General features: G+C 38.8%; 12 protein-coding genes. 5 read left to right on the top strand and 7 right to left on the bottom strand.

Going from position 1 to position 13,644, the window contains the following annotated elements:
• The 4 genes from ABI367_RS07005 (at nucleotide 1) to ABI367_RS06990 (ending at nucleotide 3,409) form a co-directional block, all read left to right on the top strand.
• A complete protein-coding gene (locus tag ABI367_RS07005) occupies nucleotides 1–1,521 on the top strand; it encodes an IS630 family transposase (RefSeq protein WP_462228385.1) in 1,521 nt (506 codons plus the stop codon).
• Nucleotides 1,490–1,726 (top strand): adenylyl-sulfate kinase, encoded by a 237-nt coding sequence (locus tag ABI367_RS07000; protein WP_462228384.1) that lies wholly within the window; start codon nucleotides 1,490–1,492, stop codon nucleotides 1,724–1,726. The genes ABI367_RS07005 and ABI367_RS07000 overlap by 32 nt, the downstream gene beginning before the upstream one ends.
• Before the next feature lie 14 nt (nucleotides 1,727–1,740).
• Entirely contained in the window at nucleotides 1,741–2,247 is a 507-nt protein-coding gene (gene trmB / locus ABI367_RS06995) for a tRNA (guanosine(46)-N7)-methyltransferase TrmB (protein ID WP_462228408.1), read from the top strand.
• Between the two features lie 133 nt (nucleotides 2,248–2,380).
• On the top strand, nucleotides 2,381–3,409 hold the full coding sequence (locus ABI367_RS06990) for an IS110 family RNA-guided transposase (RefSeq protein WP_462228383.1): 1,029 nt from the start codon (nucleotides 2,381–2,383) through the stop codon (nucleotides 3,407–3,409).
• Between the two features lie 66 nt (nucleotides 3,410–3,475).
• Here the strand turns inward: ABI367_RS06990 and ABI367_RS06985 are convergent, their stop codons facing one another.
• Genes ABI367_RS06985 through asnB form a run of 4 tightly spaced genes read right to left on the bottom strand, consistent with a single transcriptional unit; the run spans nucleotide 3,476 to nucleotide 9,355 of the window.
• Nucleotides 3,476–5,266, bottom strand: coding sequence for a hypothetical protein (locus tag ABI367_RS06985; protein WP_462228382.1), 1,791 nt, complete (start codon nucleotides 5,264–5,266; stop codon nucleotides 3,476–3,478).
• The gene (locus tag ABI367_RS06980; RefSeq protein ID WP_462228381.1) at nucleotides 5,266–6,201 is read right to left on the bottom strand and encodes an NAD-dependent epimerase/dehydratase family protein; all 936 of its coding nucleotides are present in this window, start codon (nucleotides 6,199–6,201) and stop codon (nucleotides 5,266–5,268) included. The genes ABI367_RS06985 and ABI367_RS06980 overlap by 1 nt, the downstream gene beginning before the upstream one ends.
• 37 nt (nucleotides 6,202–6,238) lie before the next feature.
• Nucleotides 6,239–7,429 carry a glycosyltransferase gene (locus tag ABI367_RS06975; RefSeq protein WP_462228380.1) on the bottom strand — a complete coding sequence of 397 codons (1,191 nt, stop codon included), beginning with the start codon at nucleotides 7,427–7,429 and terminating at the stop codon, nucleotides 6,239–6,241.
• A gap of 12 nt (nucleotides 7,430–7,441) precedes the next feature.
• Complete coding sequence (gene asnB, locus ABI367_RS06970; protein WP_462228379.1) at nucleotides 7,442–9,355, bottom strand: asparagine synthase (glutamine-hydrolyzing); 1,914 nt, start codon at nucleotides 9,353–9,355, stop codon at nucleotides 7,442–7,444.
• A gap of 119 nt (nucleotides 9,356–9,474) precedes the next feature.
• Between asnB and ABI367_RS06965 the strand changes: the two genes are divergently transcribed.
• The gene (locus tag ABI367_RS06965; protein ID WP_462228378.1) at nucleotides 9,475–10,842 is read left to right on the top strand and encodes a hypothetical protein; all 1,368 of its coding nucleotides are present in this window, start codon (nucleotides 9,475–9,477) and stop codon (nucleotides 10,840–10,842) included.
• On the opposite strand, the gene ABI367_RS06960 is transcribed toward ABI367_RS06965, so the two are convergent.
• From ABI367_RS06960 to ABI367_RS06950, 3 genes are all read right to left on the bottom strand, one after another.
• A complete protein-coding gene (locus ABI367_RS06960; RefSeq protein WP_462228377.1) occupies nucleotides 10,839–11,996 on the bottom strand; it encodes a glycosyltransferase family 4 protein in 1,158 nt (385 codons plus the stop codon). The genes ABI367_RS06965 and ABI367_RS06960 overlap by 4 nt on opposite strands.
• Nucleotides 11,993–12,877 (bottom strand): hypothetical protein, encoded by an 885-nt coding sequence (locus ABI367_RS06955; RefSeq protein WP_462228376.1) that lies wholly within the window; start codon nucleotides 12,875–12,877, stop codon nucleotides 11,993–11,995. The genes ABI367_RS06960 and ABI367_RS06955 overlap by 4 nt, the downstream gene beginning before the upstream one ends.
• Before the next feature lie 11 nt (nucleotides 12,878–12,888).
• On the bottom strand, nucleotides 12,889–13,644 hold a 756-nt coding region (locus ABI367_RS06950; RefSeq protein WP_462228375.1), incomplete at its 5' end, for a glycosyltransferase family 4 protein.

The following is a 13,644-nucleotide window of genomic DNA, read 5'->3' as shown; positions in this document are numbered from 1 at the left end:
ATGGCCAGATTTATTGCACCGGAAAAATTGGAGCGGATCCGGACAGATCATGTGGCGGGGCGGGTGATGGAGGTAAGAAAGTTGGCGGATGAGCTAGGACTGCACCGGGGTACGGTGGGTAATTACCGGCGGTTGTTCCGGGTGATGGAGGAGCAGGGGCTGGATTTTAATTTGCGGGTGGCGCGGATGAAGGCGGGGGATTATGCGCCGGACCGGGCGCGGGTGCTGGAGGGCTTGTTGCCGGAGCTGGTGGATGCGTTTACGGGGAATACGGGGTTGCGGCCGAAGGGGTTGTATAAACTTTACCTGGCACGGTGCAAGAAGCCTTATTCGCTGAAGCTGTTTACGGCGCATTTCGCGGAATGGCGGGACCGTATGGGGATCAGTAGGTATCATCATTTGCGGATCAAGGTTATTCCGGCGAATGACCTGGCGGTATTAAGGCGCTGGCGGAAGCGGGGGCATTTGGCGGGCCATTTTAAACGGGCGTTCGCGTTGTTGTCCTCGTTCGAGGGGATGGCGCTGCCGGATATCGCCCGGTTAATGGATAAAAAGATCGAGGTGGTGATGTTATGGTTCGACCAGTATAAGGCGGGGGGTATCGCCGCGATGGAGCCGAAGAAATATGCGCTTGGCCCTTCGCATGCGGAAAACATAAAAATTAAGCAGGATAAGTTGCTGAAGCTGTTGCATGAGCCGCCGAAGAATTATGGTATTAATAGGACCAGCTGGCGGTTACAGGATCTGACCGAGGTTTATGGGCGCGTTTATGGCGAGGCGATCGGTAAGACGACGGTGAAGAGCTACCTCCACGCACGGAATTATGGGTTCAAGAAATCGAGAGAGAGTTTGACGAGTACGGACCCTAAATTTCGGGAAAAACTGGATCATATTAAAAACATCCTCGCTAACCTCGCGCCGGATGAAGCCTTTTTTTCGATCGACGAGTATGGCCATTTTGGCGTCAAGCTCAAGGGAGGCCGGTCATTTATGCCGAAAAATGAACGGAAGGTTGTGCCCCAGGTCCAAAAAAACAAAGGCGTCCTGTTGGTGACCGCGGCGCTGGAACTGGCGACGAACCAGGTGACGCATTTCTATAGCCGCAATAAAAATACCGAGGAAATGATCAAGCTCATTAATATTCTTCGTATTCAATATCACGACAAAAAAAATCTTTATTTATCCTGGGACGGCGCGATCTGGCATAATTCCATCCAGCTCAAAACCCACCTCGCCGAAGTTAACGCCGGAGCCGCTCCCTACGTCCACCTCGCCCCCCTCCCCACCTCCGCCCAGTTCCTCAACGTCATCGAATCCGTCTTCAGCGGCCTCGCCCGGTCCGTCATCCACAACAGCAATTACGCCACCACCGAAGACTGCATGACCGCCATCGACCGGCATTTCGCCGAACGCAATGCCCATTACCTCGCCCACCCCCAGCAAGCCGGCAAGGTGATCTGGGGCAAGGAACTGGTCAAACCGCAGTTCGATGAGTTCAACCATTGTGATAAGCGGAAATAAAGAAAAATTATCGATCTTTAGGGGCGGCCAGCAAGGCCATAGTATCATGATCTTTATTCAACTCACCGGTCTTTCGGGAGCCGGTAAAACCACCATAGCCAACTCCGTTAAAACCAAATTAGAAGCGGTTAACGTTAAGGTGGAAATAATAGATGGTGATGCCTACCGAAAAACGATTTGTAAAGATTTGGGAAAGATAAGTTAAGGCGCTTTGCAGAAATAGAAACTTTTAGCAACGTTAACGTGGCGCAAATGTTTCCGGATAAAAATTTTATTGGTATTGATTATAAAGGCAACCGCATTTGGCGCGGTGCTAAAACCGCCCTGGAAGAAGGGGTACCCAACGTCGCTTTTATACGGATGCAGATCGAAACACTGACCGGGTTTTTTGCCCCCGGTGAAGTAGACGAGATCTGGATAACCTTCCCTGATCCGCAGCCACAGTTGGGCCGCGAGAAGAAACGTTTGACATCGCTCCGATTTTTAACGATGTACCAGCTCGTTTTAAAACCGGGCGGCGCGGTCAACCTCAAAACAGATAACGATGGCTTTTATGCGTATAGTGCGGAGCAGGTGGATAAGCTGAAACTGAAATTGCATCGGAAAACCGCTGATCTTTATCATTCGGACTATGCGGATGAAGTGTTGTCTATCAAAACGTATTACGAGAAAAAATATTTAGCGCATCATAAAAACATTAACTATCTCCGGTTCTCCTTTGAATAACAGGGCATTCTTCGTAGCAAACAATTTAGGGATCGCTGCTGTTAATTCACTAAGGGTAAATGACAGGATGATTTATAAATCCTATTAAGAAAGACTTAACACAAGTATTAAACCTGTCATTTGCCATTTTACGATGGAAAGCGCACGAGTTAAAACCAAACGGTATACTTACTTTATTGGCATCGATGTCTCCAAAGACAAGCTGGATTTTGCTGTCGTGGAGGCCGGAAAACTACTTTTTCATCAAGAAACAGCCAATGAGCCGGAGGAGATTATACCCTTTGTTACCGGGCTAAAAACATTACCCAAGTTTGCCCTGTCTAAGGCCCTATTTTGCATGGAGCATACCGGGATATACACGAATCCGCTGATTGCCTGTTTAAAAAAGTTAAAAGCCAACACCGTGGTGGAAAACGCGTTGGTCATTAAAAACTCCACGGGTTTGATCAGGGGTAAATATGATAAAATCGATGCCATCAGGATCGCGCAATTTGCGTTTAAAAATAAAGATACCTTGCGTTTATGGGTGGACAAGAGACCGGTAATCGTGGAACTGAAGAGTTTATTTGCCTTAAGAAACAGGTTACTGAGCACGCAAATGGCTTTAAGAACACCGTTAAAGGAACAAGCTGCATTCGTCAAAAAAGGGCTGGCTAAACAAAGCGACCAACTTTGTGCAAAAACCATCCAGGCGATCGCGGCGGATATATCGGTCATTGACCAGACGATAGATGTACTGCTGAGCAGCGATGAGCGAACAAAACGGTTGATGCAAATTATAACATCGGTACCCGCCGTAGGCCGCGTCACCGCCATCCAGCTGATTATCTCGACCAATGAGTTCCGCGACATCAGCGACCCGAAAAAGTTTGCCTGTTATGCCGGTGTAGCTCCTTTCGTTAAAGAATCAGGCATGTTTAAGGGCAAAGGAAGGGTTTCCTCGATTGCCAACAAGCGGATAAAGGGCATACTGCACCTCTGTGCCATGACCGCGATAAGAGCTAAAGGGCCGGATCAACTGCGGGCCTATTATGACCGGAAGACCCTTACCGAAGGCAAACCAAAAATGGCCGTCCTCAATGCGGTAAGAAACAAGCTCATCTTAAGGATCTTTGCCTGCGTAAACCAGGATAGGCTATTTGAGATACAGCGTATGCAATAGGACCAGCCCCATCTCCGGGAAAGACCCATGTAAAGAAAAGGTAATTGCATACGCTTATGGTTTAAATTAGGTTAAATCATAATTGAGCGATAGGCTAAAACGACCAAGACTAATACTTTGAGCAGCTAATACCGTTTTAATGGTGTCTTCATTTTCTTTATTGATGGCATTTGTCGAGATCAAAATCATATCGGGTTTGCTTTTTGCACATATTTCTGATAGCTGACCTATACCGCCAAAAATTTTATACCCGTAAAGAAACATATTATGTTTACTAATATCGTCATCTATCCAGCCTATTGGTCTTAACTCATGCCGGTGATTTTGTAGCAATTCCTTAATTAATAAATACCCGCTATCGCCCGCGCCGTAAATGATAACTTTCTTTTCAGAAAACCGGTTACGATTGATCAATTCGCTCATCCAGCGATAAAACAATCTTGAAAATACTATCCCTATAAAGGTTAATAAAAAGTCTATCAGGTAAAAATAGGAGGTATATACCTCACCTTTACCTTTTATAAACAAGATGACCGCAAGTATAATTGTTGCCATGCAAATGGTCATAAAATACCCGGCAACCTCTACAATCTCCATATACCGCCACATGCGGTAATACAGGTTGGTGATATAAAATACCGAAATTTTAACGCAAATAAATGTGGCCAGTATAACTTCCTGATTATCGGTAGATATATGCATTGCTTTGGTAGCTACCAAAAACGCGCTATAAATGATCAGGATATCCGTACAAATACCTATTAACAATTTTTTATGCATCAAAAAGAAATGATACATCAGTGTATTGCCCATTTCCTTACCCTTGACCCGCAGGTAGGAGAGCTTTTGTTCCGACTCGTTATATACTTTTACTTTAGAAAGAATCAGGGAAAATACCACCGAAAATATGGCCAATAGTAAAATACATAAAAACAGGTTGTTTATTTGTGTTTTAAACATTATTATACATAAGGCTCCCCAAACAGCACTAATCAAATACAGAATTAATACCGCTTTTTTTTCGCTTAAGCCCAGTGCCACCAGGCGGTGCGAGGTATGGTCTTTACCGCCTTGATCAATGCGCCGGCCTGCGCCAAGGCGTTTAATAGTTACTAATGTAGTATCCATTATAGGTATAGCCATTAAGCTTATAGGTATAAGCAATACTAAAATAGCAGATGATGAGCCGAGTTTACCCTGGATTGATATACTTAAATAAGCTAATACAAAGCCCAGAAATAAACTTCCAGAGTCGCCCATGAAAATTTTGGCAGGTTTAAAATTATAAAACAAAAAACCTATAGCCGCACCGGCTACTGCAAATGCGGTAATGGCTAAATGATCAGCGCCTTTAAGCATGGCTAAAACACCGGTTATAATTGCCACTATGCCAGCTATACCACCTGCAAGGCCGTCCATATTATCTAATAGGTTTATGGCATTTGTAATACCTATAACCCAAATAAATGTTAGCGGTATACCCGCCCATCCTAACAGGCCGCCTCCGAAATTTAAACCGCTAAATATTAAAATAAATGAACATATGATCTGGCTAACCATTTTTATTACAGGCTTAACCTCTTTAATGTCGTCAACCAAACCAATGGTAAACATTAAACAAAACGCGGCATACAGCTGCCAGTTAAATTGTTTATTTACAGCAAAAAAACCAATATTAAAGGCGATAAAAATACCTATACCCCCCATTAAAGCCGTTGGTTTATTATGCCAACGGTTATCCCTTGGAAGTACCACCCAGCCTTGCTTATAAGATAATTTTATTATTAGCGGAATTATTAATAAACAGCTTAGAAAAGCAACAACTCCCGCTTCAACAGGGTGTAATAAAAAATGCATTATTGAGTTAAATTATACTTTAGTTGTAATATATGAGCTACCCCTTGTTCAATAGTTAATAAATCTCTGTTTAATATCTTTAACATTTTACCATTATCGGGTTTCCTGCGTGTCATGTCGCCCTCTTTTAATGGCGCAACGTGTTTAATTTCTGATATGGAACCAGTAAGCTTAATAATTATTTTAGCCAGGTCAAGCACACTTGTTTCTTCAGCATTGCCAATATTAATCACTTCATTTAAATATAGAGATTCTTCAAAAACCCGGGTAGTAACTTCAATATTATCATCAATATAACAAAACGTACGTGTTTGGCTGCCATCGCCATAAATTATGATATCCCTGTTATTTAAGGCCGCCTCTACAAACTTTGATACCACGAAATCGATACTTTGGTTAGGCCCATAGGTATTAAAAAACCTGAATATGGTAAAGTCAAGGCCGTACTCTTTTTGATATGATTTAAAAAATGCTTCTCCAACATTTTTTACGATAGCGTAAGGTAACCTTGAATTTAAAGGTGTAGTATGTTCATTTTGAGGAAATTCAACAGGCTCGCCATACACCTCAGACGACGAAGAATAAAATATGCGCTTAACCCCGGTATTCTTAGATAAGTTGAGGATATGTTTTATGCCTTCAATATCTTCTAAAACAGCAATCGGGTTTTTTAATGTACGGTTTACACCCACTAAAGCGGCATAATGAAACACATAATCAAACTTAAATGCCAGCATCACTGCAGACAGGTCATTATAATTATTTACATCGCATTTAACGAAAGTAAAATTATCATATCCTTGTGGCAGGTTATTTATTGAGCCGGTAACTAAATTATCGGCAACTACCACATGGTATTTTGCTTTTTTTACGAGGCAGCGTGCAAGCGCCCCCCCAATATTTCCGGCACCGCCAGTCACTAAAATTTTAATCATTTTTCACTTAAAGTAATTTTAACTGCCAATTTAAGTTTTAATCCAATAAAAACTTATATAAATCCTCTGTTTCTTTTACTAACCGGGAATAAGAATAATTTTGCATTACAAAGGCTTTACCATTTGCGGCCAAAACATCTCTAAATTGTTTATTTACGCAAAGCTCCTGTAACTTATTAGCAAATTCATCAGCTGTTTGCCCAGTTAAAAGCCCACTATAACCATCTTTTACCACGTCTTTTACACCGCCAACGTTAGTACATACTACCGCTTTCTGCGAAGCCAGCGCCTCAATTATACTTACAGGTGTACCTTCATTTAATGAACTTAGCGCTATTATATCCGAGCCCGCATTTATCACATCAATATCCTTTCGCCATGATGTAAAAATAATATCTGCACTATGATTATCCTCACCGGGTCTGCAAAAACTAAACCCTATAGCACTTAGCTTATCCATTATCGGCTCCAATAGTTCGCCATCGCCCACAATAAACACTTTGATTTCAAGTGCGGGGTATTGGTGTTTTAATATGTTAAGCGCATCAATAAATAAAAAATGATTTTTTATTGCGGTAAGCCGCCCCGTAATTGTTATTACGATTGCCTCTTCGGATATATGATAAAACTTCCGGAAGTTTACTCGCTTTTGCTCATTATCGTGCGCAAACTTATCCAGGTCAAAACCCAGCCTGATTACATGAACTTTATTGGCCGGCGCGATGCGGTATTTATTTACCAGGTCGTCCTTTTGTTGTTCGCTAATGGCAATAATTGCATCGCTTTTACCTGCGAGATAACGTTCAATAGCCAAAAACAGTTTTGTTTTTAAAGGCGGGAAATAGCCATCAAACACATTTCCGTGATAGGTGTGTATAATTGCTTTGGGTTTATTAATGCTATAATAAGCGGCTAAACGGCCCAACACCCCGGGTTTGGCGGCGTGCGTATGAACAATGTCAGGTTGATATTCGCCAATTTTAGTTTTTATAAATTGGTAAGCGCCAAAGTCTTTTTTTACATTAACTGACCGGTACATTTCAGGTACAAAAGTATAATGCAATCCCAGCTCGTTAAATATATACGCTGAACTGCCTTCGTATGGTTCTTTATACCCGGTTAAAATTTCTACTTTATATGCCGGATCCATATATTTAGCTAAGTATGCCACATTAAAAGCAATACCGCCAATATTATTGCGATTAAGGATAGTCAATATTTTGGGCATTGATCGTATAATTTAAGAGTTTTTCATCCATGTTAGATACCAGCAGTATAACGAATACATACTCCATATAAAGTATGGATTTACAGTGTTATTTTTCTTTTCATTAAAGGATCGTACTATTTGCTGAAGCACTATTTGATCAAATTTAAATAATTTCAGAAACGCTTGGTCATGTATCATCCCGTCTATATAACTCTTTAAGTTTTGGTGTAGCCACTTTTTAACGGGTATTGCAAATCCTTGTTTTGGCCGGTCAATAAATTCAGCCGGCAAATGTTTATACAATACCTGGCGAAGGATCCATTTGCCTTTATTAGCTCTGATCTTGTAATGGTCCGGTAACGATAAACCAAACTCTATAATCTTATGATCCAAAAGCGGTTCGCGCCCTTCTAAAGCAACTTGCATGGTTGCTCTGTCTACTTTAGTTAATATATCTCCTTCCAAATAGGTTGCGATATCAGCTTTTCCTAATAAGGAATAAAATCCGTTGTCAGCATATTTCTCGCCACCAACAAATAATGGTACCTGACTGGCGCTATGCAATTGGGCCAATAAGGAAAGGGGAATATTACTGCTGCTTTTACTATAGAAATCAAAAAGGCCGGTAGCCTGCAGGACATTGGCAAATTTCGGCAAACGCCACTCCAGTCCTCTTAATTGGTTAAACAAAAGAGATCCTGATAGTTTAGCAATTTTTTCAGCGTCCAATTTTTGAATTGTAGCGGCAATGCCTTTTTTCAAATATGCCGGCAAAAATCGAAGTTTACTGTAAACTTTATAGGTAAGTAAATACCTATCATAGCCGCCAAACACTTCGTCGCCTCCATCCGCTGACAAGGCTACAGTAACCTGTTGCCTCGCCATTTTCGAAACTAAATGAGTGGGTATGGCCGAACTATCACCAAAAGGTTCATCGTACATATAGGGCAATTCCTCAATGACATCCAAGAAATCCGCTTCTGTGCACTTATATTCATAGTGATCCGTACCCAGGTAGTCCGCAACTTTTTTTGCCTGAACTGACTCGTCATAAATGGCATCTTCAAAGCCGATCGTATAGGTTTTAATTTGCGAGGAATTTGCTTTTTGTAATACAGTAGTTATTAATGATGAATCAATACCGCCGCTTAGAAAAACGCCTACAGGTACATCTGCAACCATGCGTAAACGGCAGCTTTCAGTTACCAGTTCTTCAGTTTTTTGTATCAGTTCTTCTTCTGAAAAATTTGTGTAGTTATCGACAGTAATATCGTTCACATCCCAATATTTCCAGGTTTTAAAATTACCGGTCTCATCAATCTCTAAGAAACTACCGGGTTGTAACTTTCGGGCATATTTATAAATGCAATGGGTTTGCGGTATATAACCTGTTTGTAAAAACAATGACACGGCCTCGTCGTCAATCTCCGTATTAAACGACGGATATTTACGCATCGCCTTTAATTCGGATGAGAACAGAAATACATCATCATCCTTATACCAAAACAATGGCTTAACACCTACCCTATCGCGACACAAAAGCATTTTTTTAGCGTGCTTGTTCCATAGTGCAAAAGCAAACATCCCCCTAAACTTCTCAATGCACGCATAGGACCAACAATCAAATGCTTTTAATATGACCTCGGTATCAGAATTTGAGACAAACGTATACCCACGTTCTTCCAGTTGGGCGGCAATTTCTTTATAATTATATATTTCACCATTAAAAGTTATTACCCATTCGTTAAATTGCATCGGTTGGTGGCCGCCTTTGCTCACATCGATAATTGATAGTCGCCGATGGCCCAGGTATAAACCATCATCGGTATAATTACCTTTGTCATCCGGCCCGCCGTATGCTAATTCATCACGCATAACATCGCCAATATCCAATAGCTTTGAAACGGGCGTATTTGAAGAAAATATTCCTACTATTCTACACATACAAAAAACAGGATAAACAATAAGGAACACTTAAAAAAAACCGCTTCATGGAAATATATAAACATTGTGTAGTTTAGCAATATTATAGCTGCAATATTATAATTATTTAAATAAATTTCGTGACTTATATTTCTATTGCCGATTTTTTTTTAATTCCTTTTTACCTGGTTATTATTTACGTAATAGCCTTTAAATTTAGAGATAAGTATTATACTGACGGCCATAGATTACGCCCGTATTTTATACCCGGTTTAACTGTAAAAATTATTGGAGCTGTTGCAATTTGCATTATTTATATTTTTTATTTTCAATCAGGTGATACGTTGAGTTATTATGATTCAGCAAAAACAATAAACGATTCGTTCGGCGAAAGCCCCTTAACCTGGCTAAGGCTAATTACACATACCGCTGATCCGGATAATTTAAATGAGGGTTACTTAATATCCAAATTATATTATTATAATAATACGTCCGGTTATATAGTATGTGTTTTGGGTGCGCTCATTGGCAAATTATGCTTTACCCGGTTAATAGGTATCGCTATTATTATTGCTTCAATAGCCTATACCGGTATATGGGCATTATTTATATGTTTTATAAAAATGTATCCACGGCTGCTAAAACAAAGCGCAATAGCGGTATTGTTTTTACCAGATACGGCCTTATGGGGGTCCGCACTTTTTAAAGACACAATTTGCATGTTTGCTTTAGGATGGCTCATTTTTTTCTTTTTTAGATTGATTAGAACAGAAAAAAAAATAAGCAGCACTATTTTTTTTATTATTGCCGGTTTACTTATACTCGCCGTCAAACCATACATTCTTATTGCTTTATTACCCGCGCTATTGCTAAGGTTAATTACAGCGATAATAGGGTCAAAAAAGACGCTATTCAAAAAAACATTAGGCTTGACGATGCTCATTTTGGTAGGCGCATTCAGTTTAAATACTCTTAAACAAAATATAACAGGTAATCTGTCTAAAATGATATTAGAAGATTTTACAGGTATAGTTACAGGTTTTAGTAACGCAACCTTCGAGATCTCTGCAGAGGAAAATGGTTCAGGTTATAGTCTTGGTGAGATAGACGGCACAGTAAATGGCTTTGTAAAAAAAATAGTCCCGGCAATTAATGTAACTTTTTTCAGACCTTACGTATGGGAAACAGATAAATTAATAACAAAGCTATCCGCTTTAGAGTCATTGACACTGTTTTTGTTTTTTTTATATGTTATTTTAAAGGCTAGGCTGGCTATATTCAGATACATATTTACCGATCAAAATTTATTCACTTTTTTGCTTTTTAGCTTAATTTTCGCTTATGTTGTGGGGTTAACAACCTCAAACTTTGGTACCCTTTCAAGGTTTAAAATACCATGTATGCCCTTTTTCCTATTCTCCTTATTTATAATTAACGGTTATTGCGACAGGAAAAAGATAAAAAAAAATATTGTTAAAAAAGAAGAAAAATCATCAATTACAAATTAGCTATGTGGCTTTGTATTGAAGTATTTATAATATAGTGCCACTGTTTGCTCAGCCGCATCAATCCATGAAAACATTTTCAACCGTTCCTTACCTTTTTCCTTCATCCCCGCTGCTAACTTTGGTGAATCATAAAATTTAACCATTGCCGATGCCATATCCTGCTGATCAAGCGGCTCAAAGTATAGGGCAGCATCACCGGCTATCTCGGGTAATGAAGAGGTATTGGAACACAGTAAGGGGCAGTTGTTGTAAAAAGCTTCCAAAACCGGGAGCCCAAATCCTTCAGCCAACGATGGGTATATCAATGCGATGGCGTTTTTATAATAATCACGCAATTCTGTGTCTGAAAGGTAACCGGTAAATATAACCCTTTGCCCGTTGTTGTTTATTTCATTAACTATCTTCAAGTTTTCAATATTCATGTGTTTGGTATTGCCGCTGATAGCTAACTTAACATTTGCAGGAATTTTTTTACAAGCGATATTGAAAGCAGCCAATAGGTTATGTATGTTTTTATGCTTACGTAATGTACCCAGATAAAAAAAATACGTGTAGTCCATTTTTTCTTCCAGGGAAACCGATTCGCCATCATCAGCAATTATATGTTCCCAACCTTCATGAATAACTTCAATTTTCTTTTGGTCATCATCAAGGTTGTATTGTTTTATGATATCATTTTTTGTGAAATTTGAAACCGCTATAATATATTTTGCTTTGGTTAAACACCGTTTAACTACTTTATCAATATAAAACTGCGCTAGTTTTGCGTAAAAAAATGAACCATCAAAATAGCTTCTGAATATAAGATCATGTATAGTGCAAATGCCACCTTTGAAAAAAAGCGGATATATATTCGTGGTCATGTGAACCAAATCAAATTTTGATTTGTACTTACGGAAAAAAAGAAACATGGCCCAATCTCTTTTGGGACCAATTGGAGGTATACGATATTCAATAAATTTAAATCTGCCTGATTGCTTAATTTTATTAATATCCTGATTTACAACGCCGGGGTTTATTAATATCCAATATTCAAAATCATCGAAGCTTTTTTGTGGCAGGTGTTTTATCAAGTTTACTATATATGTTGTTACCCCATCCGTGTTTAAACCTACGGAAGATGCATCAATTAATATACGTTTTTTCCCCTTCATATATTTGATAAGGAGTCATTAATTTGATCTCGTAAATATCTTAATGTCGGAAACTGGGCTAATTTAATAGGGCTTAAATAGTATCTGTATGGTTGATATATTTCAGCGATTTCGTAAATTTCAAACAAATGGACGAACTCATTTCTTACAAAAAATGCATTTATACCTGTAAGATTGCAGCACACCAACGTATAGCCATATTGTTTAAATAAATCTACATAAGCCTGTAAAGAACAGCCCATATAATCACTTGTATCCCAAATATGATCTTTATTATACTTAATTTTTATATTGACAGGAGGCTCAAACTTAGCATTATACTCAACACATACTACTTTAGGTAAAAATTCATTTTGAAGTAAAACCTCCATTATATAATAATCATTGCCATCAATATCCAGTGAAAATAAATCCAATTCTTTAATCGCAAAAAATTGATATGCCTGCCTAAATACGTCCGAAATATTGTCTTTATCAATAAATGAATTGATAACAGTAAGCTTATCTTTAAATGATAAACCGCCTAAATCATTTGCTATTACATTACAATATTTATCATTTCCTTCCACCCATGCTCCTTTCCAACCATTTAATAATAAATTCAGGCTATTACATTCAACTCCGGTTTGTATACCAATTTCAATAAATGTTTTATTGTTAGGTATCCGTTTAAATATTTCTTCAATAATTCCATCCTCATCGGTTTGAGAATACACTTTTTTACCAAATAAAGCTAAGCTACCCTCAAAATTTTGCCTGCATTCATTTTTTAGTTTTTGATACTCATTTTCCTGAACGATGGCTTGCACTTTTATAAGTTCATAAAGACCGGTAAATCTTTGAAAATTCTCTACATGTTTTTTAAAAAATGATTTTAGCATAACTGGCTTAATTAATTAAAAACACTCTTGTACTTTTGAAACATTGCAGTATTTGAAAAATTGTTTAATGCAAATTCATAGCTGCTATTTGCAATTTTTGTACGCACCTCGGCTTGTGTAATGCATAAATACATTGCATCGCAAAGAGCCTTCGCATCCGTAACGGGTACAAGCAAGCCTGTAGTATTATTGGTTATCATGTTATTAATTCCATCAACATCAGATGCAATCACGGGTAATTTACAAGCCATTGCCTGCATAATTGCTGTACTCATGGTTTCGCCCAATGAGGCGTGTATATATAGATCTAATGAATGTAAAAAGTCAATTAATTCCGGCTCTCGCAACATACCTGCAAAATTAACATCCTTATCAATATCAAGTGCAATAGCTTTATTAATAAGTATGGATTTAAAATCGCCATCGCCGACAATTACCAATTTCAAATCATTAAATTGGTCTCCCCTATTCTTCAACATTGAAAAAGCTTTTAACAGTGTTAAATGATCTTTTATTTTTATCAGGCGGCTTTGCATACCTATAAAAACACAATTATTATTGGGGGGAGGTGCCGGTTGATATAGTTCAAGATCTATACCATTGGGTATTACTGAGATTTTTGACGTTTTAAACACCCATGGCAGCATGGTTTGTACCTGCCTGGCAAACTGTTCTGTTAAAAAAACAATTTTGTTTGCAAATAACAATGAAAAAAAAAGAGTGATTTTTTGAAGCGATGTTTTTAAATGATTGGCTTGCGTTTCTCT

It is taken from the genome of Mucilaginibacter sp., from assembly GCF_039935595.1.
Lineage (GTDB): Bacteria > Bacteroidota > Bacteroidia > Sphingobacteriales > Sphingobacteriaceae > Mucilaginibacter.
Note: the sequence above shows the minus strand (reverse complement) of the source record. Positions and strands in the feature narration are given on the sequence as shown.

What these genes read in the sequence shown, in the direction of transcription:
- ABI367_RS07005 (WP_462228385.1), top strand. Translation starts at nt 1, where the DNA reads ATGGCCAGATTTATTGCACCGGAAAAATTGGAGCGGATCCGGACAGAT.
- ABI367_RS07000 (WP_462228384.1), top strand. Translation starts at nt 1,490, where the DNA reads ATGAGTTCAACCATTGTGATAAGCGGAAATAAAGAAAAATTATCGATC.
- ABI367_RS06990 (WP_462228383.1), top strand. Translation starts at nt 2,381, where the DNA reads ATGGAAAGCGCACGAGTTAAAACCAAACGGTATACTTACTTTATTGGC.
- ABI367_RS06985 (WP_462228382.1), bottom strand. Translation starts at nt 5,266, where the DNA reads ATGCATTTTTTATTACACCCTGTTGAAGCGGGAGTTGTTGCTTTTCTA.
- ABI367_RS06980 (WP_462228381.1), bottom strand. Translation starts at nt 6,201, where the DNA reads ATGATTAAAATTTTAGTGACTGGCGGTGCCGGAAATATTGGGGGGGCG.
- ABI367_RS06975 (WP_462228380.1), bottom strand. Translation starts at nt 7,429, where the DNA reads ATGCCCAAAATATTGACTATCCTTAATCGCAATAATATTGGCGGTATT.
- asnB (WP_462228379.1), bottom strand. Translation starts at nt 9,355, where the DNA reads ATGTGTAGAATAGTAGGAATATTTTCTTCAAATACGCCCGTTTCAAAG.
- ABI367_RS06960 (WP_462228377.1), bottom strand. Translation starts at nt 11,996, where the DNA reads ATGAAGGGGAAAAAACGTATATTAATTGATGCATCTTCCGTAGGTTTA.
- ABI367_RS06955 (WP_462228376.1), bottom strand. Translation starts at nt 12,877, where the DNA reads ATGCTAAAATCATTTTTTAAAAAACATGTAGAGAATTTTCAAAGATTT.